Annotated in this window: 23 protein-coding genes; 1 reads left to right on the top strand and 22 read right to left on the bottom strand. The window is 52.2% G+C overall.

The window, feature by feature from the left end; translation table 11 throughout:
• Positions 1–92: 92 nt before the first annotated feature.
• Positions 93–1,667 carry an AAA family ATPase gene (locus tag ACQG2Q_RS07550; protein WP_096216794.1) on the top strand — a complete coding sequence of 525 codons (1,575 nt, stop codon included), beginning with the start codon at positions 93–95 and terminating at the stop codon, positions 1,665–1,667.
• A 65-nt stretch (positions 1,668–1,732) separates the two neighbouring features.
• On the opposite strand, the gene ACQG2Q_RS07545 is transcribed toward ACQG2Q_RS07550, so the two are convergent.
• The 22 genes from ACQG2Q_RS07545 to ACQG2Q_RS07440 form a co-directional block, all read right to left on the bottom strand.
• The gene (locus tag ACQG2Q_RS07545; RefSeq protein WP_198091815.1) at positions 1,733–2,065 is read right to left on the bottom strand and encodes a hypothetical protein; all 333 of its coding nucleotides are present in this window, start codon (positions 2,063–2,065) and stop codon (positions 1,733–1,735) included.
• A gap of 66 nt (positions 2,066–2,131) precedes the next feature.
• Positions 2,132–3,352 (bottom strand): ISL3-like element ISKox3 family transposase, encoded by a 1,221-nt coding sequence (locus tag ACQG2Q_RS07540; RefSeq protein WP_000343760.1) that lies wholly within the window; start codon positions 3,350–3,352, stop codon positions 2,132–2,134.
• Between the two features lie 41 nt (positions 3,353–3,393).
• Positions 3,394–3,750 carry a hypothetical protein gene (locus ACQG2Q_RS07535; RefSeq protein ID WP_426759095.1) on the bottom strand — a complete coding sequence of 119 codons (357 nt, stop codon included), beginning with the start codon at positions 3,748–3,750 and terminating at the stop codon, positions 3,394–3,396.
• Between the two features lie 256 nt (positions 3,751–4,006).
• Positions 4,007–5,683: a hypothetical protein gene (locus ACQG2Q_RS07530; RefSeq protein ID WP_198091817.1), complete on the bottom strand. Its 1,677-nt coding sequence runs from the start codon at positions 5,681–5,683 to the stop codon at positions 4,007–4,009.
• Between the two features lie 2 nt (positions 5,684–5,685).
• Positions 5,686–6,234: a hypothetical protein gene (locus tag ACQG2Q_RS07525; RefSeq protein ID WP_063412003.1), complete on the bottom strand. Its 549-nt coding sequence runs from the start codon at positions 6,232–6,234 to the stop codon at positions 5,686–5,688.
• On the bottom strand, positions 6,206–6,931 hold the full coding sequence (locus ACQG2Q_RS07520; protein ID WP_096216989.1) for a hypothetical protein: 726 nt from the start codon (positions 6,929–6,931) through the stop codon (positions 6,206–6,208). The genes ACQG2Q_RS07525 and ACQG2Q_RS07520 overlap by 29 nt, the downstream gene beginning before the upstream one ends.
• On the bottom strand, positions 6,921–7,529 hold the full coding sequence (locus ACQG2Q_RS07515) for a tail fiber assembly protein (protein WP_096216988.1): 609 nt from the start codon (positions 7,527–7,529) through the stop codon (positions 6,921–6,923). Before ACQG2Q_RS07515 ends, ACQG2Q_RS07520 begins: the two co-directional genes overlap by 11 nt.
• Complete coding sequence (locus ACQG2Q_RS07510) at positions 7,529–9,820, bottom strand: tail fiber protein (RefSeq protein WP_096216987.1); 2,292 nt, start codon at positions 9,818–9,820, stop codon at positions 7,529–7,531. Before ACQG2Q_RS07510 ends, ACQG2Q_RS07515 begins: the two co-directional genes overlap by 1 nt.
• 9 nt (positions 9,821–9,829) lie before the next feature.
• On the bottom strand, positions 9,830–10,417 hold the full coding sequence (locus ACQG2Q_RS07505) for a hypothetical protein (RefSeq protein WP_096216986.1): 588 nt from the start codon (positions 10,415–10,417) through the stop codon (positions 9,830–9,832).
• On the bottom strand, positions 10,410–11,594 hold the full coding sequence (locus tag ACQG2Q_RS07500; RefSeq protein WP_198091818.1) for a baseplate J/gp47 family protein: 1,185 nt from the start codon (positions 11,592–11,594) through the stop codon (positions 10,410–10,412). The genes ACQG2Q_RS07505 and ACQG2Q_RS07500 overlap by 8 nt, the downstream gene beginning before the upstream one ends.
• Positions 11,591–11,920: a DUF2590 family protein gene (locus ACQG2Q_RS07495; RefSeq protein WP_039268773.1), complete on the bottom strand. Its 330-nt coding sequence runs from the start codon at positions 11,918–11,920 to the stop codon at positions 11,591–11,593. The genes ACQG2Q_RS07500 and ACQG2Q_RS07495 overlap by 4 nt, the downstream gene beginning before the upstream one ends.
• Positions 11,917–14,229 carry a phage tail tape measure protein gene (locus tag ACQG2Q_RS07490; RefSeq protein ID WP_198091819.1) on the bottom strand — a complete coding sequence of 771 codons (2,313 nt, stop codon included), beginning with the start codon at positions 14,227–14,229 and terminating at the stop codon, positions 11,917–11,919. Before ACQG2Q_RS07490 ends, ACQG2Q_RS07495 begins: the two co-directional genes overlap by 4 nt.
• Positions 14,226–14,369 (bottom strand): DUF6890 family protein, encoded by a 144-nt coding sequence (locus tag ACQG2Q_RS07485; protein ID WP_400165484.1) that lies wholly within the window; start codon positions 14,367–14,369, stop codon positions 14,226–14,228. Before ACQG2Q_RS07485 ends, ACQG2Q_RS07490 begins: the two co-directional genes overlap by 4 nt.
• A 47-nt stretch (positions 14,370–14,416) precedes the next feature.
• Complete coding sequence (locus ACQG2Q_RS07480; protein WP_062939448.1) at positions 14,417–14,677, bottom strand: putative phage tail assembly chaperone; 261 nt, start codon at positions 14,675–14,677, stop codon at positions 14,417–14,419.
• Between the two features lie 119 nt (positions 14,678–14,796).
• Positions 14,797–15,165, bottom strand: a complete 369-nt coding sequence (locus ACQG2Q_RS07475; RefSeq protein WP_096216982.1) for a hypothetical protein — start codon at positions 15,163–15,165, stop codon at positions 14,797–14,799.
• Complete coding sequence (locus ACQG2Q_RS07470) at positions 15,165–15,506, bottom strand: M15 family metallopeptidase (protein ID WP_039268768.1); 342 nt, start codon at positions 15,504–15,506, stop codon at positions 15,165–15,167. The genes ACQG2Q_RS07475 and ACQG2Q_RS07470 overlap by 1 nt, the downstream gene beginning before the upstream one ends.
• Complete coding sequence (locus ACQG2Q_RS07465; protein ID WP_032657752.1) at positions 15,503–15,790, bottom strand: phage holin family protein; 288 nt, start codon at positions 15,788–15,790, stop codon at positions 15,503–15,505. The genes ACQG2Q_RS07470 and ACQG2Q_RS07465 overlap by 4 nt, the downstream gene beginning before the upstream one ends.
• Positions 15,791–15,799: 9 nt before the next feature.
• Positions 15,800–16,255 (bottom strand): phage protein, encoded by a 456-nt coding sequence (locus ACQG2Q_RS07460; RefSeq protein ID WP_032657750.1) that lies wholly within the window; start codon positions 16,253–16,255, stop codon positions 15,800–15,802.
• A complete protein-coding gene (locus ACQG2Q_RS07455; RefSeq protein ID WP_096216981.1) occupies positions 16,252–17,379 on the bottom strand; it encodes a DUF2586 domain-containing protein in 1,128 nt (375 codons plus the stop codon). The genes ACQG2Q_RS07460 and ACQG2Q_RS07455 overlap by 4 nt, the downstream gene beginning before the upstream one ends.
• A complete protein-coding gene (locus ACQG2Q_RS07450) occupies positions 17,376–18,083 on the bottom strand; it encodes a hypothetical protein (protein WP_096216980.1) in 708 nt (235 codons plus the stop codon). The genes ACQG2Q_RS07455 and ACQG2Q_RS07450 overlap by 4 nt, the downstream gene beginning before the upstream one ends.
• Positions 18,080–18,586, bottom strand: a complete 507-nt coding sequence (locus ACQG2Q_RS07445; protein WP_096216979.1) for a phage tail protein — start codon at positions 18,584–18,586, stop codon at positions 18,080–18,082. Before ACQG2Q_RS07445 ends, ACQG2Q_RS07450 begins: the two co-directional genes overlap by 4 nt.
• Positions 18,583–19,035, bottom strand: coding sequence for a head completion/stabilization protein (locus ACQG2Q_RS07440; protein WP_070135118.1), 453 nt, complete (start codon positions 19,033–19,035; stop codon positions 18,583–18,585). Before ACQG2Q_RS07440 ends, ACQG2Q_RS07445 begins: the two co-directional genes overlap by 4 nt.
• Positions 19,036–19,050 lie beyond the last annotated feature (15 nt).

The following is a 19,050-nucleotide window of genomic DNA, read 5'->3' as shown; positions in this document are numbered from 1 at the left end:
CCTTACTCATAAAGGAAGTTTACTGTTATGCTAATGGCTGCTTTTTGGTTTTGAGAACATACTATACACAAGCAATTAGAATGGATCCTAACATGGCTAAAAAAGTAAAAACCGATAAACCCCAAAATTTATCATATAGAATAAAAAGTATTAATATAGAAAAATTGAAAGGTATTAATAACTGCCCAATTTCTTTCCCAGAAGATAAATCTGTAACCGCTATCATGGGGATTAACGGATCTGGTAAGTCAACTATCCTTCATGCACTCTCTTGCGTTTTCAAACCACTTGAAAAATCTTCGAAAGAAAATAATAGGTTTTCGGACTTTTTTACCCCCCACAATGAAAACAACTGGCAGGATAGTAAATTCTCGGTTGTTTTCCGCGCTGGAGAAATAAAATATAACGGAGGAACAGTTTCTTTTGAAGGAATCGCAATGGATGATAAAAAAGATATTGTTTATGGAAAGGATAAACGCTGGACACCAGTTTACGCACGAAGACTCGAAAGAGAATCCATATATATCGGTTTACAAAATCTAGCCACCTTAGCCGACAACACTGGAGCTTCAAGATATGCAGAATATAAAAGGGTGGACATTTACGAAAAGACAATCAAGGAAAAGATGATTTTAGCTTTGAACAAAATCCTTGACGCTGATTATAATGATCTATTTGAATGCCATACACTTAAAGGCAATAAAAAATTCATAGGGATGGTTAAAGCTGATATTGAATACACAGAACATACAATGGGCGCAGGAGAAAAAAGAGTTTTCGAGATTGTTAAACACGTCTATAGTGGAAAACTAAATCGGAACGGTTACTTAATAATTGATGAAATAGATGTTTTACTGCATGAACGAGCATTTCAGGAACTTATTAGTTTCTTAATCAAAGAAAGTAAGGCTATGTGCTTTGAGGTTGTCTTTACTACGCATAGAGAGTCAGTAATCAACTTTAAAAACCAGATTAATATTATCAGCATTTGGAACATAGGGAATGGGATAGAAGCATATCCAGGTGTATCAGCTGATGCTTTAAGACAGATAACTGATGTTGAACCCTATATGGTCAATGTCTTTGTGGAAGACAACTTAGCAAAGACAGCAATAAACATATTAATTGAAAGTGAAGGCTTAAACGATAAAGTTGACATCTCTCTTTTTGGTTCAGCAGAAAACTCCGCTGTGATTTTATCAGGTCTGAAACTTACAAAAAAAAGAATCGATACCAGTTTAGCCATTTTAGATGGAGATTACTATATCACTTCTCCGGAAAAAACTAAGATGGTCAATAAAGTTCTTTCAGGAACTGATAAAAGAGTCGAAAAAGAAGAAGTTTTATCAAGAATTTTTCAGTTTAATTTAGATGTAACAGACGTAAAAGGCTCACCTGAAAAAAATCATCGCTTATGGTTTGAAGCAATCGATGTAAATGGTGTGAGTGATAATGATAAAACGATGTTTGTAAATCTCAAAAAACATTCTCAAAGTATCGGTGCGCTTACAGATTATCATGATTATTATCCTGAATTAGCTAGAAGAGCTAGACTTGATAATATTGAGTATAAGGTTTTAAACTTTATTAGCAAATATAGCGAAAAGTGGGATTTCTATATAAGAGACATTCGCGTAGAGATACACAAAGCAATTGCTGCGATTTAATTCATCACTAAGGCGTGATTATCACGCCTTTTTATTTCTTGAAGTTCAACTTCTTGATTATAAATTTATATATCTATTGATTGACTTAAAAGATATTGCCAGTTATCAGCACCTGAAGTAGTCAACATATTCTCCCAATGCCTACAATTTTCCATCCAATGTCCATATGCCGCTTGCCATGCCTCCGGCTCATCGGCGAAAAGTTGTTCTGCAATCGGCAACCACTCAATCCCTTTCGCACCGTAAACCAGATAACGCACGTCCCACCCTTCGCCGCGTGGCCACAACACATATTTTTGGTCAGGTAGTGAGTTACTGGAAAGAACGTCAGAATCTTTAAGTTTTTCGCCTCTGGCCATAAAGATAAAAACCGCGCCGTTAATTGAAATTTTGCCCATAGCTGCGTCTCTTCACAAAACAAATACTGTATATATAAGGGTCTTCCCCGATCATGGTGGGAAGGCTCAGAACGCCATATTCAGCTTTCCGTAGTGGAACATCACCCCCAGTTTAAAGCGCTCCCGGTTTCGGTATCCCCTGGCTTTTATCCTCAGCAGCCTGATCTTGCTGTTAAGTGCCTCCGCATTTCCGTTTGAGACACTGTGTCGCATCGCATTCAGGATCCCGTACAGCCTTTTTCCTATCGTTTTCGCGGCATTTTTCATCATGGGAACGTCACTGTTAGCCGCCAGCGCCAACCATCTCTGCCAGTCACTCCGTCTTTCCTCGCTCCATGGCCTGTTCCAGATATCCTTTGCCAGCTCTTTCAGCGCCCAGCACTGGCTCGTCAGCTTCATCTGTGCACGCAGCCACATCAGCTTTTCCTGCCGGGATTCGGTCATCCACTTATCGCTGTACTGCCACAGGAAGCGGGTTCCTTTTGCCTGGTGTCGGCTTTCAACAGGGAGGTGCGGATGTTCATTCTGACGGGTTTTATCAACTACCTCGCCCAGTTGCTTCGCCACATGGAAGCGGTCAAAGGCGATTTTCTCAACCGCACTGGGTAAGTGGATACGCGCTGCTCTTATATAGCCCGCGTTCATGTCCATTGAGAGCGTTTTGATAGCCAGCAACTGCCCATCAGTGAGCGTGCGAAGATAGCCGGCAAGACTCTCTGTGCCGCGATCATCCGTTAAGGCCAGCGCCCGACCATCGCGATCGGAGATCACCGTTATGTAACGATGTCCTTTTTTAAAGGCGACCTCATCCACATTCATATGACGGGCGGATAATGGCTTTTTTATCCGGGCAAGACCTCGCTTAACTGCCCGGGTCATAATGCCGTCAACCGCATTCCAACTGAGCTTAAGTTGCTTCCTGACAGCATCAACGGTGCTGATTTTCAGCCATGAGAGAACGAACGATTCGAATAGCAACGTATACCGGCTTCCGGGGCCAGCCCACGGAACAGGCAACGTCAGGCAGCCATGCTCCGGACACATAATTCGTGGAACATCGGCTTCAACAATAGTGGTGAACTGGCAGGTATCAAGATGGCGCCATTTACGATGACGGTGATCGTGAACAGAACAGGATTTACCGCAGGTCGGACAGGCTAGCCGGGTGTTTTCAGCGATCTCAATAGTGACAGTAACAGAACCGGCATTTTCATCGAGAGAAAGGGACTTTACCTGCCACGGATCGGACAGGTTGAGAATATGAGCGTAGAGGGACTTTTCGTCCATGGCGGTGACCTCTGGCGATTAAATACACCATTATCATGCCTTCAGCCACCACAACAAGGGAAGACCCATATATAAACAGTATTATAGTGCGCAAGTTTTTCAGTTTGCCAGTAACTTTCTGTCTGCCCCTGAGCCTCGCCAGTTCTGGCTTTAGCTGTGACAGTCTGGCCATAGCCATAAAATAAAAACGATCCTTCAAACACACATAAAATTAATTTACCCGTTATATATCTTATACTTACAATTTTCTTTCGATCCTCCGCAGATCCATAAAAGTGAAAAATACTGAAATTCTTTTCAATCTTTTCAGTTCTGGTTTTCCGCAAGGCCGCCAGCACTGGCGCGGCCTGGCGAGGCGGTTTGAAGAAAAATAAAACTGAAAAATTTTTATGATCCAAAAACCGCAGGCGGGTGCGGTGTAGTGCGATTTTGGTCTGCGAAAGATTTTTTTGGCCATGCTGTGACGCGCCAGCGCCCCGCAGTGGGCACGATCTGTTTTAAGGGTGGCTCTGAGTGTACGAAAAGGCTGAACGCGCCAGAGCGCCGCTGACAGCGCGTAGCGATAGCCGCTTACGAGGTAAGAAAGGAGATATCCCCGCCAGGGGATGAAGGGCATAAAAAAACCCGCTTTCGCGGGTTATGTACTGGACAGGTTTACTTGCCAATCACCGGGGAGTATTTGCCGTTCAGCGTGTCCGCTTTCGCTCCGGTGTTCCGGATGGCTCCCGCGTTGGTCGGTGTCCCCGTATTGCTGTGCGTGTGGCTTGCCGTTTGCTCTGCCAGCTCCTTAACCACGTCGAGCGTGTCCAGCATCAGCTGTGCCACGTTGATAGTGCCAGAGCCAATCCACACCACCGGGGCAATAATTTGCTGTTGCACAGCCGCCACGCTTTTACGTATCTGGCCAATTTTCTCAATCAGGTCTTTACCCGTTGTGACTGTCTGGCTCCCGGCTATATCCGTTTCATCATTGCCGCCGATACTCGCCACGCGGTTATTTACAGCCTGGCTGTAATCCCCCGTGCATACCTGCTGAATGGCTCCGGCCATCAGCGTGGACGTACCCAGCACGGTAATTTTATCCGTGGCTTTAATCGTGGTTTCCCGGCTGACCAGCTCCCGCTGTTCTGTATCGGCCTTAACCACCCGCGCCATTGAGTTTTCACTGATCGTCTGGTCTGTCTGCCTCACCCAGTCCCCCGCCTGGGTGACGCGCTGCGACACTTCCGCGCGCTGCTGTTGCAGCTGTTCGCCAGGCTGGATATCCGGGAGACTGGTTCCGTCCGGCACGGTCTGCCGCACAAACGGCTTATCCGGCCGCCCGCCAGTAAAAGCGATTTCGACCAGTGTCCCTTCAGGCGGAAACTGGAACATCCCCGAATCATTACCCGCCATAGGAACCGGCAGCGGCACAGCTGAGTAAACAGGCGTGTCCTTATCCGGGTTGCCGTCCGCGTCTAACAGCTGCACGTCAACTGCATAGCGGGGACGGAACGGATCGGAGAAATTGCCGCTTTTCACTGCCTCAACGGGATTCATCACACGGCCAAACTTTGGCAAATGCAGCCCGGATGCCAGCTCCGGATAATGGCTTTCAATCTGGCGCTGAACGGGCGTTTTTTGCAGTGGCTTACCCGTCGCACGGTTGCGGGGTGTCCAGGTGACAGCCATCGTGTCATTTTGCAGGTGGACTTTTGTCACCCGTTCCCCGTTCAGCTCCACGCCGGGGCGCAGACTCTGCACCAGGGGAAGCGTCATGGAGTTCCCCCCGGCTGCCCCCTGATTAAATTCATGCGGGATCTCAATCGGGCGACCAGCAAACAGGGCTTTTTCCGCACCGCCAACATATACCGCGCCGTCCGGCAGCTGATACCAGACGTAATCCGTAATGCCAAAAGCCTTTCCGAGATTATCCAGCAACTGATAACCCGTACCGCTGTGGGTGAAATGTGGGATCGGACGGTCTGAGTAATCAGCATCCGGCACGCTGAAGGTTAACCCGCTGTGCTCTGTCAGCCAGCTGGCCACATCGCGCAGCGTGGGATGCTGAAACGAACATGGCCAGAGGCGTTCAAATACGCCGACCAGCTCCCGGACAAAGAGGCGCTGAAAGCCGTTTTCAGCAGGTTGCGAGCGTTCCACGTACCCGGTAAACCAGCGCAACACCAGATCGGTGTAACCCACATCGAGACGCACCAGCTTCCCCGTATAGTCCTGCGTTGTTCCGGCCGTAATAAAGCCCCGGCCGCAGCTGTTCAGCTCCAGCACCAGGCTGGCATCAGCCAGGTGAATTTCATCCGTTGAAAGGTACAGGCGTTTAATCGGCTTCATTTTTATCCCAGTGCATCATTCACGGGCTTGAGCACCTTACGTTCAAACCACGTCAGTTTTTCCTCATCCTCGCCAGCGGCCTGGCCACCGTTCTGGCCGCCGCCACTTCCCGCCGTTTGCTTCACGGCTTTGGTTTTGCCGCTTGCCCTGGCCTCACGTTTTTCCTGCACGCTGATATGTTCGGTCAGTGTGAACGTAACCAGCCAGGACATGCGCCCGTCCTGCGGCGGCGCGTCCAGGGTTCCGGTAAAAATCGCCTCACGGAAATTCACCGCCCGCGCCGCCTCATGCGCAACACGGTATTTCTGGCGCTGGCCGCTGGTATCTGTCGCGCTGGCCAGCTCAAAGATACGGCGCAGGATCTCCGGATTTTTATACGGAATTTCGCCGGACACGCGCAGCTCCTTGCCTTTGATGCCCTGCTCGGATTTCGTGGTTGCACTCGTCTGGCCGGACTGGTCTTTGTCCTGGAATTGCTGCGATACGGTAACGCGCATGTTCTTCAGCAGAATTGCTTCACCGTTAAGCGCCAGTGTCGGGTTCGAGGTCATGTATCATTCCTTTTATGCCGTCGAGATTGTCGCCGACCAGCATCATGGCGGCGGTGTACACGGAGGACTGAAGCGGAATCCCTTTTACCAGCTCCAGAAGCGTGGACGGCAGATCGCCGCTGGCGGTAAACACCCATGCCCTGGCGCTTTTTCCCTGCAAATCCGCTAATCCGCTGGCAATGCCAGAAATCAGGCTTTCGCGCTGCTGTTTAAAATCCCCCATCAGCTTTTTTACGCCAGTCAAATCCGCGACGGCTGCGGCCTCCTGCTGGGCTTTTTTCACCGCTGCGGCCGCCAGAGCAGTGCGGCTTGTAGGCACAGAAAGCGGGATCGCCGCGGGCAAACTCTGACTGTATTTCGCCGGAATTTGCATCTTTTCCGCAGCCAGCTGCGCGGCGGACTGCGCCAGCCTCCGCACCTGAGTAAATGCCGGGCTGGGGAATACATCCACAAGCTTGTTCAGGCTGGCCATAAAGCTGTCATGCGTCTGGCCGGAAACCATCATGATCACGATATCCGCCGCTCCACCCGTTCCTGCCAGTTTCTCAGCCAGGTAATTGATCGCGTTTACCGGGCTGAGATAGGCACCGTTTTCTGTTTGTTGCCCTACCCCGTACACCCAGGGGTGTACGGGGATAACGGAACAATTCAGCGCGGCTACTGAATCACTGAATGCAATCCGCGCCTCACGCCACATTTCCCGGCACCTCCGGCCAGACAGGTGCAGTAGCATCAACCCGACTCAATAACACACGGTATTTTCTCCACTGTGTAAGTCCTTCGGCCTCTTCATCAGTAGCCATATCAAGGTCAATCGCATCCTGAAGCGTGGCAATCACGTTATTCGCCTGGTTTAATAACTCCAGTTTTTTACGTTGTGCTTCTGCCTCATAATCAACTGGTGCGGCAGTAATTTCACCATCAACAAAAAGAAACGCGCCGCCTAATGCTTTTTCTCCCGCAGCGGTAAATTCCTCCGGTACATTCTCCGGCGCGACTTCAACAACAATCTGATTAATCGGGAAAATCGCGCTTGCATCATAAGAGAAATGGATAATTTCTTTCGTTTCCGGATTAAAAGAGACTTTCAACGTTTCTTGTGAAAGCGTCTTAAGCCACTGATACCAGTCATTGCCATTATCATCTTTCAGAAAAACAATATTCATCCCCGGTGATTTGGCAATGTAATATAATTCGAGTTCTTCGGGTGGGAGCTTAGCCACTTTCGCAGCAGTATATTTACCCCATTTTTCTAACGGGTCATATTTCTTAAATACACCTGATAGCATTGTCATTAAATCACCTGCGCTGTATACCAGTTGCCGTTGATGTTGTACTGAACATAACGATATTGGACGGCTGTATAGTTTGTCTTCTGCATTACCGCAGTTACGAAAGCTCCATTCGGGGCATAGGCATAATTACTATCATTGTTTCCGTTATCGGCCGTTCCTGCTGAAGCCAGCCGGATCCCTCCTTGCAAGAAATTGGCTGCAACCCATGCCGACTGAGCATAAGGGCTTAAATCAATACTTACCGCCCCTTGCATACCATTTACACTGGTGACCGGATAAGGAGGCTCATTGTTTGGAGAGTAAGTCCGCACGCCGGGAGTGTCGTATAAACCCCGTCCTGCCTGGATTAACCCAACACTACTGATATTCCTCCCTGAGTGAATATCATCCTTAGCCTCAAGATAATTTGGGGCAACAACATTACCGTTCGACTGAATATTAACTGACGGCCCCTCACCAGCCCGCAAGTGGAGTACTTTATCGTCAGAAGCGTAAACAAGTCCCATTTCATCGCCTGAAGCATTGAAAAACCAAAGATGTTTATTGCCAGAACCCCGAATGATTATTGCGCTTTGACTTAATTCAATTGCACCGTTACGCGCCCTTACATCACCAGGAAAGGTAACATTCTGGTTGTCTGCATCAAATTGCACTGCACGGAAATAACGCCAGCCTATGGTAGAACCATCATCTTCCCGAATGGCAAAAATCATTGTTGAATTTGTATAACTTACAAATTGGATTAACGGCCTGTTAACTCTCCCTCCCTGAGCTGGGCTAGTGGCACACACAACATTTATATAATAAAAATCTTGCGTCAAAAAAGAGGGGGTATTCGTACAGCCACGTGAATCAACGAATAATGATTCCCCAACTACAAACGGATAAGTCGCAAAATCAATCGCCCCGTGATTACATTCGGATTTAAAATTGCCTTTATATCCTACTGGGATTAATTCACCGGAAGCATCATCCGCTACATCTCTAAAAGCGGCATCGCCCAGACTGCCTTTCAGAGTTTTAACATCATCGCTAACCGCCTTAATGGCCTTTGGCGTGGCTGCGAGCGTCTCAGATGCGCTGTCGGTGGCGCTACTGAGCTGGACGATACCCTTCTGCGCCGTGGTCGCGTCCTGTGCAGTATATTTCCCTTTAGCAAGGTCATACGCCGCCTTAACCGCTTTTGGCGTCGCTGCGACGCTCTCAGACGTGCTGTCGGTCGCGCTACTGAGCTGAACGATACCCTTTTGCGCCGTGGTGGCGTCCTGAGCCGTGTATTTACCGTCTGCAAGGTCATACGCCGCCTTGACCGCTTTCGGCGTTGCTGCGAGCGCTTCTGAATCGCTGTTCGTGGCACTGCTTAATTGGGTAAACCCTTTGGCCGCCGTAGTTGCGTCAGGATGGTTACGGGACTGCTCGTGTTTTTTCAGTGCATCACTGGCGGCCTGATCATCAAGCGTTCCTTTCGGACGCAGATCGGTAACGTTGCCGTTTGCATCAATGCTGGCCACCGCAAACACATAATGCTGTACTCCGCCCTGCACATAGTCTGCCAGAGCGTCCGCAACCGTGATTTTGCTTTCCACCGCCCAGGCACTTGTTAGCGTTCCCGTCCAGGCCACGTCCAGCCAGACCTTAACCGGCTTAGTTGTCACTGTAATGTTTTGAACGGCCGCCAGCTGTGAACGCAGACCGCGCACATACCCCACCCCTGGCGTTATGAAATACTGCGCCCCATTTTTACCAACCAGATAGCCATCACCAAAGAATGCCGCAGCGCCGTACAGGTCAATATTTTCCAGGCGCTGGCGCTCGTCCATCCCGGCCATACGGGCAGTGAAGTCAATCTGCCAGGTTTCTGCTGGCGTGTTGATTCCGGTTTCAGTCTGTGCGCCGTTAAACTCCATCAAAAAAGAACGGGTAAGCACATTTCCCTGCTGGCCATCCTTTGTTTTCAGCTTTTGCTGAACAGGCGCATGCACAATCATGGCCAGCGTGTTGCTTGCTTTATTAATCAGCCCAATCCAGTTAAATGAAAAATCACCCACATCTGCACCCAGCACAGCAGAATGCACCACGGCATTTTCGTTTACTACGCCCTTACGGTTTACAGCCTGACGGTGGACAATTTGCGCATCTGGCGGCAACGTTTCATTGCGATCAATCGGCTTACTGGTATCCAGCCCCGGCACGTTGGCAAAAACAAATTCATCCAGCAGAACGGGCTCACCCGTTACCGCCTGGCTTGCTTTCCACTGCTCAAAGGCCAGTGTGATAGCTGTCTGTGACATAAATTCTCCCTATAAACTCGCGCTAAACGTTGCGCCGCTGGCTTCCGTGCTGTTCAGAAGTGCCGGATAAACCACATATTCCCCCTGATCCCATCCCGCCCGGATAGCCAGGCTTTCAGACGTGATCACTTCAAACTGATAACGGCGGCAGGTTCGCCCGTACTGCCGAATTATCTGAATCATCAGCTGCGTGTTGTCTGCAATCTGGCTGTCCGTGACACGTACCATGATCACGTCCCAGTCAATGTCCGGCTGGCGTTCAACCAGCTCCACGTAACCAATCCCCAGCCGCTCGAAAATGTTAATAAATCCCTCAACCGAACCTGCATCACGCGCATTGATGAAGGCATAGGCCACACGCTTGCGAAAGAGGCTTAACGGTTCACCGCTAAAGCGGGTAATGTCCCTGTCATAAGCAATTAAATTCAGAACCGGCTCAATACAGGTCAGCGGATCAAACTGCCGCAGCGGCCATGTTATCCAGTCGTACACTTCCGCCCAGAATATTCGCGCGGTCTTTAGCAATTTCAGCGGCTCGCCCTTATTCATCCAGGACGGCAGCGCCATGCTGGCCAGCTTTTTCAGAAAATCAGTCATCTTGCAAAACCACCGTTAAAGAGTTGAGGCGCGGTACATCCAGATCGCTCGTAATATCTTTCAGTGAAAACTCAACCGAATCCGCATCAGAGAAGGTTTTATGAATCTCCCGCCCCAGCTGGGAGAATGAAAACCGGGAATAAGGCCACGTCTTTTTCACGTCATAATCCGTGTTTTCCCTGAAAGCACAGCGGATCAGGTTTTCAATCCCTTTTTTCAGCGTGTCCTGCTGTTCCGGTTCAAGGTTGCCCAGGCTCCTGACGTAAACCGTCACGCTCAGATCGTGGCGGGTTTCCGGCATGGCAAAACACTGCATATCGTCCCCGTGGCCGTGGTGCCCTTGCGTATTGATGTAGTCATTAACTGCTTCAATAAACGGCTCAGACGCTACCCCGCTATCCAGCAACAGATACGCGTTCGCTGTACCCGGACCACGGGGCGCATCATGCAGAAAGAAAATCCGGTCAATACTCAGTCCGGCCACGCTCGCAATCATCGAACGGTAAACCGCGTCCGTGTGGTAGTTCCCCACCAGGTTGAACTGGTTCCGGCAGCGCTCGCGCAGCTCGTCATCACTTTCTTCATCCGCGCCCGGCACGGTCAGCCAGTCCTCTTCGCTGGCTACATGGCTGATACCGTCCACGGCCACGGGCAAAATGCGGTAATAGCCCGGCGCAAGGTTATACGCCCCGCCCGTTCCGGTGGCTTTGACGGCCAGCAAAGCACTTGCCATGCCGGACGGGATCACCACGTCAGCGACCGTGGCCATGGCGTAAACCTTGCCGTTAATCCTTTCGGTCTGGACTACCGTTCCCGCCGCCACGGTGACGGCTTGTTTTGAATCTTCCTTGTAAAAGCGGATCACACCTTCCGCAGCGCTGGCAGGTTTAGCCGTGACATTCACCGCCCAGGCCAGCAGACGCAGCATCTGCCCACCCGCTGTGGCCACAAACATATTGGTCATGACCACCGAAACCAGCGCATCCTTCAGCCACATCACTGGCGCGGTCACAATGGCGGTAATGAGCCGCCAGAACGGAGACATGCGCGACGTGTTGGTAATAAGCCCTTCCTCTGCGGCGATAGCGTTGAAACGGGTGCGTACCGCCTCTTCCGTAACGGGCATCCCGCTGGACTTCACCACCTCTTCAAAATCAACCTGCGGCTTTTCCGTCATAGCTCCACCTGTGCTGATATTCCGCCAAAGTCATACGTGCTCGCCGTCACCCATAACCGCTTCTGGCTTTCCTCACTCACATCCACCGTACCTGGCACAATGCGTTCATCCTCTTCAATCAGCAGCTCCAGCTGCGTGAAGATATCCGCGCGTAAAGTCGGGCTGCGTTCGCCAACCAGCTGCGTGGCCAGACCGCTTTCCAGAATGCTGTGAATAATGTCCTGCCCGATACTTTTGCGGTTATTACACAGCTCAGGCTCTTTCCCGGTATTCAGAACAAAGTTACCGTTTTCAATCAGCAGATCGATGTAAAGCAAATCACTCATGGGTTTAGCTCCTGCCACTCCTGCAACTGTCCCGGTGAAAGTGTTTCTTTCGGATAGATATTCACCGTGTCAATTTTGCGGCTGTTGTCCGTAACAGATTTAGAATTGCTGTTTATGGTTTTACTGATCCCGCCGCGCTCAACGCCTTTAAGCTCGCCGCCTGTTAAAAGCACATTGGGGGCGGTTACTGGCGGCGGCTCCGGTAATAACGTGTTTTGCGTTAACTGCTGCGTGATATTCCCGCCATACTTAACCTGTTTTATTTCAGGTGAAGCAATCGCAGACTGTTCAACCTGTTTAGGGTTGAAAGGGATTCCCTTATTTGCTCCCGAACCTGAATCAGCAGCCAGGGAAATATCCACGCCCGGAATTTTATTCAGCTTTTCAATAATCCAGTTGTACGTTCCGGTAAATGAACCTTTCAGGGTGTCCCACAATTTCCCGAACACACCACCGATCACGCTGGCCATTTTTTCAAATGATGCGACAGGGGAATTAATATCAAAGGCGTTAACCACATCACCCCATCCCTCAATAACGATCCCGAACATCTCGATGACCGTCTGGATGGAACGATAAACCAGCTCAAATGGAGTCAGAACCAGACCAACCGCCCCCGCCACCACACGGCCAAAGGTTTCCCCCGCGCTGGTCACACCAGCCAGTTTTTCCCCGGTCATTTGTACCGGGGAAAGCAGGCTGCCAAACCAGCCAAACAGCGTTTTCACACCATTCCAGACCCAGCCCACCGCCGTGGCGATGCCACTGAACAGCCCTTTAAACGGAGTCAGTGCGCCACTGGCCTGGCTGAAACCACTGATAAAACCGCTGACGAACGCCTTGATCGGTTGCCAGAACTTAATGACCGCCAGCACCACGCCAGCAATGGCCAGGGCAACGGCCGCAATCGGGGCAATCATCAGTAAAAACGAGGCAGAACCCATACGGGCGGCAATGCTGGCGGCCAGCAGTGCGGCACGCAAACCCCGTAATCCGGCAGTAAACAGCTGTGTCGCGGCGTTACTGGCGAGCATTGCCAGGCGATTGAGTCCCAGCAGTCTGGCCACGGGTGCCAGCACCTTCGTCATGCCCATCATCACAAACGTACTGACACCCATCACGATATTGGCGATGGCTCCCACGGCGGCAAAACTCAGCAGCGCCAGCGCGGCATAACCCACCACCCGCGCGATGTTGGGAAACAGCTGCATCCACCGGGAAAAGGTCTGCCCCATATCTGCCAGGCGATTCAGCAGCGGATACAGCACCGGGATCAGCGTCAGGCCAATGACGGTTTTAATGGCCGTCAGGATGGCAATGAAGCGATCCCACGGTTTCACCATTCTGGCCGCCATTTCCTGGGTACGCTTCAGCCCGTCAGCGCCCCCCAGTTCGGTAATATTCCGCTGAAGTAGCGCCACGTTGCCATACAGCTGCTTAACCACCGCCGAACTGTCCCCAAAGGCTTCATCCAGCTCCGCCTGTGCCTTCAGGTTCCCTTCCAGGCTCTTGCCATATTTGCCCTGTAGCTTCGCCAGCATTTCAGGCATGGAGAGCATTTTTCCGGTAGCGTCAGTGAAGGACAGCCCCAGCTTTTTAGCGCCATCGATCGCGCCCGTCATAAATCCTTCGTAGGCGCTGCTCGCTTCCGTTCCCAGCGTACGGCTCAGTTGCCCCAGCACGGCCAGCTGTTCATCCAGCCCGACACCGTAGTTTGTCCCCACGCCACGCGCGCCTTCCATCAGGTCTTTGATCGTGGCCATTTCCGCGCCGAACGTCTTGCGCATATAAACCATCTTTCCGGCCAGCTGTTCAGCGAACTGCACTTTGCCCAGGCGTGCGGCATCAGACGCAAAGTTACCGAACATCTGCCCCATAAACTCTGACGTATCAGCGGCGGTGGATTTCAGAGCAAACGCCAGGACGTTGGCGACTTTGGTCACTTTCGGCAGTTCATTCCCGGTCAGTCCGGCGATGGCCGCATTGATTGATTCAGTGGACTGAACAAACTCCACCGCGCTGGCGCCGTATGTCGTGCTGAACGTCAGCGCGTCACGCTGGACAGTTTTCAGCGCTGAATCGTCGATACCTTTTGCTGCCGCCTCATTCAGCGCGTCATACATTTCAATGGCCGGAGACAATGCGCCTTTGATGGCCATCCCCGTTCCGGCCAGCGCCAGTGCGCCGCCGCCAATCTGCATAAACGCTGCTTTTGATTTATCCGCAAAGCCGGTCACATTGTTCTGCACCTGTTTTAACGGGCGCGACAATTTATCGATCAGGCTTAATGTAAAATCTAACTGTTTCATTCAGCGCCTTTAAAAGCAGTGCTTATTCCGTTTGCAACAGCAATACGCATATTTTCCCACTGACGATTATCCAGCCAGACAGCGGCGGCGATATCGTCAATGGAATCTTCCCCGTGGGGTAAATAGTGGCGGCGTAAAATTAAATACTGATCGAGTCCGTTTCTTTCAATAGCCCGGACTCGCTTTGTCAGTTTTTTACTTCAATTTCCAGCTCAGGCGCGTAAATTTCATTTACCTTGCCAGCCAGCTGCAACGCTGCCCCCGGACGTTTTAAAAGCTCGGCCAGTGCGTCTTTACTCTCCGGCTCCACGATGCGGGTCAGGTAGTTATGCGCCGGGGCAACTTTATTATCCATCGCCATTTCATTAATGAATTTGTTGTAGGCGGTCTGGTTCGGTGCGAAAACAATTTCTTTACCACATACAACCAGTGCAATTTTCTGTTCCATTTAATAAGCTCTCTCGTTTATTTATTTCGTCAATCAGCGCGTTATGACGCGCCGCACACACAGAATATAAATCCTGATATTCAACAGCAGGGGCAGCAATATCCGCCCCGGTATTACCTTTAATGCGCGGAAGATTTTCCGTTGGGCATTTTCGCTTCAGGTTTTCCTGATAAGGTACGTTCGGTATTTTCGACGGTTGCGTTATACATCCTGATAAATTCATCAGACACGCAAACATTAGTGAATACCGGCTTAAGGATTTCCGTCCTGATTTCCTTCGGTCTGCCACTCTCCAGCGCCTCCAGCTTATCTTCCAGCCCCCTGGCGGATTCGCTGGCAATCTCCAGCATCGCCTTTTGGGACTTGTTACCCGCAACCTGCGCGGCGGAGTTGATCGCCAGCTCCAGGCTGTCACGCCGCCAGTCAGCGGTCAGCCAGCCCCAGACAAACGCCAGCGCAACCACTACCAGCCACTGGCCGTTTGTCATCACCGCACCCCGTTGTGTTCCAGACTGAAGTGATTACCGTCCGGACGGGATTTAAAGCGGCCACCCCACGTACCGCCCAGCGATTCCCAGTATTCACCCAGCGGGAGATAATCGGCGGTGTCTGTTTTGTACTGGCCATTCACGAACAGATTAAAGTCCACGGCCAGGCGCTGGGTATGCAGACTGTTGGTGATACCGCTGCCCTTTTTAGCGTTCAGTGCCGCCTGTTCCGGCGTGCGGTACGCCTCGCCAAAGGTCAGGCGATAGCCGTGCTCTTCAGCCCAGTGGATCAGACTGGCCACCATCACGGTAAACAGCTGCTGCTTTTCACTTAACGTCATAATTTACCCGCCCCTGCGTTAATCCCTTTACGTTTGAGCCAAAGCTCAACCCCCTGAAGCCCGGCCAGCCCCAGCGCTGAACCAATCCCCAGCAGCGCCAGCGGGTGTAATTCCGGAACCAGATACAGCGCCGAACCCGCCGCCACAGAAAGCGCACTCCCGACAATTACGCGCCCGATGGCCAGCCGTGCCGTAACAGGCTCATTGCTGGACAGTAACTTACCCAGCGCGATAAGCGCCCCCATAACCGCCAGCGTCAGTGCGCCTTTTTCATACTCCTGCATCCCTGCCCCTTACCCGATCAGGTTTTCCGTGGCTTCCGCTTCCAGATACGGAACGCCGTTGATGTTTACGAACTTTGGACTGGTCACAAAATATTTGATTTTGTGCGTGGCCACGCTGCCACCCTTCGGATCGATATCCAGGAGGTTACTCAGCTGAAGTTTGCAGCCGAACGTCTCCACCTTGACTTCCTCATTACCGGCTTTGGCATAGAAGAGGAAATCCACGGGTTCAATACCGCGCCAGGAACCCGCTGATCGTGCTTTGGCTGTCAGCACACTCAGCACTTTGGAACTGACTTCAATTTCACCCTCAGCGGCCACATCACCATCTACGTGTCCATCCGGCACGCCACGGGTCTGCGCGGCGGCGCTGTTGTCCGTGATATCGAGAGAAATTTTCTCGATGTGGATCAGATCGCCGTCAACGTATGAATCAAACGACATTCCCGAAATACGCTTACTCATGCGGCGGCCTCCAGGCTGGCATCCAGTAACAGACTAATGGTGATTTGCAGCGGCACTTCCCAGGTGCGCACCACAATGTAAATCTCCACCGCCTTTTTGTTTTTCCAGACAATGGTCACATCACCATCCTGCGGCGGCTTCACTTCGCCGGGGAATGAAACCCCGTTGATGTTTGCTGCCGTGGACATTTCGCGCAGTGGCTTCGCAAACAGCGTCTGGTGTGCGGCAATGCTGCCCGGCGTGCTGTTAAGCGAACGGTCTGCAATTTTGCCGATGGCCAGCAGACGCACCCGGCGTGCGGCTTTATCGGCCACGCGCAGCGTTTCGATGGACTGATAATCGCCCCCTTCCACGTCCAGCGTGCGGCCGTCTGACCAGTAGAACCCGTCATAGTCCGGATACCACATCGGCACGCTGAAGCGCTGCGCCTCCAGCGCCTGAAGCGTTGCCAGTTCCAGCACTGCCCCTGTGCCATCCAGCGGCAATTCATCGCTGCCCAGGCTGACCAGCGCCCCCGTTTTCACGCGTGCCGGGCTGTCCGCCACGGTGACGGCACGGCTGCACAGGCGGCCAGCCAGCACGCCCGGCTCGTTCCCCCAGAGGCGGGGAACCAGCTGCACCGCTTTTTCCGCAATGCCATCCTGAAGGGTGGACATACGCGCAAGGTAATCCGCCTGTCCCTCTTCGTCCTGCATTCCCTGCGTGGCCAGAATGAACCATACCCAGCGGCCATACTTAGCAATCAGATCCGCACGCAGCTTAATGGCCTGATTAATTTCCGCTTTCGTTGAAATGTCATTACTCAGCACCACGCCTTCAACCGAGCACGACACCTGCGCGGCCAGCACCGCTTTAACCCATGCGTCCGGCTCGCTGTCAGCAGCCAGCACATGGACGAACCCCCACCAGTTCTGGCCAGCATTCGACACTGCCGCCAGCACGTCACTTTTTAACTGGCTGTCAGCCTCACCCAGAAGCGCATCAAAATCGCTCTGTGTGTTTACAGCCAGGGTCTTGCCTGTATTTTTGGTTCCCGTACCGATAAACAGCACCGTGCGTTCCACCTCATTGGTTTCACCCAGTAGCTGGTTTACCTGGTTAACGGTCACATTTGGCCAGGTCATGTTCTCCCCCTGATATCCTGCGCATTTACATCCCAGCCAAAGCCAATGGCCTGAAGCTGGCGTGCCAGCGCCTTGTTAAAGTCTTCATCACCCATTCCCAGAAATACGCGGGAAGGGAGATCGATAGTCCAGCTCGTTTTTACGGCCTTGCCGCTTAACTTCCGGATAAGCAACCCCGCCTGTGCGTATGGCATTTCACTGGTTATTTCCCGGATAGTGGGCTTTTTCCAGCGCTTCCCCCGGCGCACCCGGTAGCCCAGCGCACGCAGTTTTTTTCCCTGTGCAGCGGTGGCCATCTTGCCTGGCTGTGCCTTCCCTGGCTGGCTTGCACGACTCACCCGGACGCGCATGCCGTTTTGCTGCGAATAGCCCACCGTGCCAGCGGGTACAGGCGCTTCCCCGTTCCGGTAGCCGCCACCCTGCAAGTAAATCCGCACAGCCTGAATCTCAGGCATTTCCCGGATATGCAGCAGTTTCGGCATGTTGCGCAGCATCTTCCCTTTGCGCTTTGTTTTGCGCCCTTCCCAGCTTTCCCCGTCCGGTGTTTCCTGATTCCGCACGTTGCGTTTGGCGGCGGCAATAACGCCATATTTCGCCATTCGCCACAGCAGCCGCTGCCGTTTTTTTGGCGGCAGCTCCATGCTGGCCAGCGCCTTTTTCAGCTCCGCCAGCTGGCGCTTGTTAAGCTCCCCTCCGGCAATCACGACGCATCGCCCACAGGCGCACCGGATTCATCCACGCCGTAAACCGTTGCCGTCAGCGCCGTCCAGATCTCCGGCTCAACCAGCGACCAGCGCTTTCCCTGCCAGGGGATTAATCCCTTTTCGTCCTCACGGATCACCAGCTCTTCCGCCATGGGAACCGTCAGGACAATATCGGCGGTTTCTTCATCGGCCACCGACACATCCCACTGCGGATCGGCCTCAGTTACCCCGATTTCGTCCAGTAATTCCCGGTCTGCCTCATCGAGCCAGGCAGCCATCAGCGACATAAGCAGCTGCGGCGGACACAGGCGATACGGGAAACGCTCCCAGCTCAGTACCGCGTCATAGCGGATCACCGCCTGGCGGTACTGCCCCAGCCCCATATCCTTTGCAGCCGGTACGAACTCCATTTCATCCACTACGCTGTCAAATGACTGCATCGCACGGGCTGGCACGTTGCTGGTAAAAAATGCCGTCAGGTTTTCAAGCTGTGTCTGGCTCATACTTTCTTCACCGTTGCCCTTTTCAGTCCCTTCATGCGACGGATCACAACAGATGCCTCTGCCAGTAACCCGGCGCGGGTTTCCGTGCTTTCCTGGCCAGGGTGAGAATCACGCCGCCCAACGGTGGCAAACTCCCCCAACAGGTCAGCTTTTGCCCTGGCAAAAACCGCCTTCATGTACTGCGCACAGAGGGCGTTTAACTCCCCCATCCGTGCCCCCGGCGCGTCCCCTGCGCTCAGAACCCCTTTTGCCTTCCAGCTGGCTTCCACTTTTTCCAGCTCCGCATTCACCTCCGCCACGGCCGCAAGCAGCGCCTGGGCAGCGGTGTCCGCCTCAACATCAGCCGGGATCGCTCGCTGTGCCTGAAAGTCCTTCAGGTTCAGGTCTGGCCAGAATCCTTCGTTTTTTAGCGGCTCGTCCTGATAATCAAGCGGCTTTCCACTAAACATGGCTCCCCCGAAAAA

This window comes from Enterobacter cloacae complex sp. 370H10 (genome assembly GCF_050031535.1).
Lineage (GTDB): Bacteria > Pseudomonadota > Gammaproteobacteria > Enterobacterales > Enterobacteriaceae > Enterobacter > Enterobacter intestinihominis.
The sequence above is the reverse complement of the archived record's forward strand: the minus strand, read 5'-3'. Positions and strand labels throughout refer to the sequence as shown.

Excerpts from the sequence above, each read along its gene's own strand:
- ACQG2Q_RS07550 (WP_096216794.1), top strand. The coding sequence starts at position 93 with ATGGCTAAAAAAGTAAAAACCGATAAACCCCAAAATTTATCATATAGA.
- ACQG2Q_RS07545 (WP_198091815.1), bottom strand. The coding sequence starts at position 2,065 with ATGGGCAAAATTTCAATTAACGGCGCGGTTTTTATCTTTATGGCCAGA.
- ACQG2Q_RS07540 (WP_000343760.1), bottom strand. The coding sequence starts at position 3,352 with ATGGACGAAAAGTCCCTCTACGCTCATATTCTCAACCTGTCCGATCCG.
- ACQG2Q_RS07530 (WP_198091817.1), bottom strand. The coding sequence starts at position 5,683 with ATGAAGCCGATTAAACGCCTGTACCTTTCAACGGATGAAATTCACCTG.
- ACQG2Q_RS07525 (WP_063412003.1), bottom strand. The coding sequence starts at position 6,234 with ATGACCTCGAACCCGACACTGGCGCTTAACGGTGAAGCAATTCTGCTG.
- ACQG2Q_RS07520 (WP_096216989.1), bottom strand. The coding sequence starts at position 6,931 with ATGTGGCGTGAGGCGCGGATTGCATTCAGTGATTCAGTAGCCGCGCTG.
- ACQG2Q_RS07515 (WP_096216988.1), bottom strand. The coding sequence starts at position 7,529 with ATGACAATGCTATCAGGTGTATTTAAGAAATATGACCCGTTAGAAAAA.
- ACQG2Q_RS07510 (WP_096216987.1), bottom strand. The coding sequence starts at position 9,820 with ATGTCACAGACAGCTATCACACTGGCCTTTGAGCAGTGGAAAGCAAGC.
- ACQG2Q_RS07505 (WP_096216986.1), bottom strand. The coding sequence starts at position 10,417 with ATGACTGATTTTCTGAAAAAGCTGGCCAGCATGGCGCTGCCGTCCTGG.
- ACQG2Q_RS07500 (WP_198091818.1), bottom strand. The coding sequence starts at position 11,594 with ATGACGGAAAAGCCGCAGGTTGATTTTGAAGAGGTGGTGAAGTCCAGC.
- ACQG2Q_RS07495 (WP_039268773.1), bottom strand. The coding sequence starts at position 11,920 with ATGAGTGATTTGCTTTACATCGATCTGCTGATTGAAAACGGTAACTTT.
- ACQG2Q_RS07490 (WP_198091819.1), bottom strand. The coding sequence starts at position 14,229 with ATGAAACAGTTAGATTTTACATTAAGCCTGATCGATAAATTGTCGCGC.
- ACQG2Q_RS07480 (WP_062939448.1), bottom strand. The coding sequence starts at position 14,677 with ATGGAACAGAAAATTGCACTGGTTGTATGTGGTAAAGAAATTGTTTTC.
- ACQG2Q_RS07475 (WP_096216982.1), bottom strand. The coding sequence starts at position 15,165 with ATGACAAACGGCCAGTGGCTGGTAGTGGTTGCGCTGGCGTTTGTCTGG.
- ACQG2Q_RS07470 (WP_039268768.1), bottom strand. The coding sequence starts at position 15,506 with ATGACGTTAAGTGAAAAGCAGCAGCTGTTTACCGTGATGGTGGCCAGT.
- ACQG2Q_RS07465 (WP_032657752.1), bottom strand. The coding sequence starts at position 15,790 with ATGCAGGAGTATGAAAAAGGCGCACTGACGCTGGCGGTTATGGGGGCG.
- ACQG2Q_RS07460 (WP_032657750.1), bottom strand. The coding sequence starts at position 16,255 with ATGAGTAAGCGTATTTCGGGAATGTCGTTTGATTCATACGTTGACGGC.
- ACQG2Q_RS07455 (WP_096216981.1), bottom strand. The coding sequence starts at position 17,379 with ATGACCTGGCCAAATGTGACCGTTAACCAGGTAAACCAGCTACTGGGT.
- ACQG2Q_RS07445 (WP_096216979.1), bottom strand. The coding sequence starts at position 18,586 with ATGAGCCAGACACAGCTTGAAAACCTGACGGCATTTTTTACCAGCAAC.
- ACQG2Q_RS07440 (WP_070135118.1), bottom strand. The coding sequence starts at position 19,035 with ATGTTTAGTGGAAAGCCGCTTGATTATCAGGACGAGCCGCTAAAAAAC.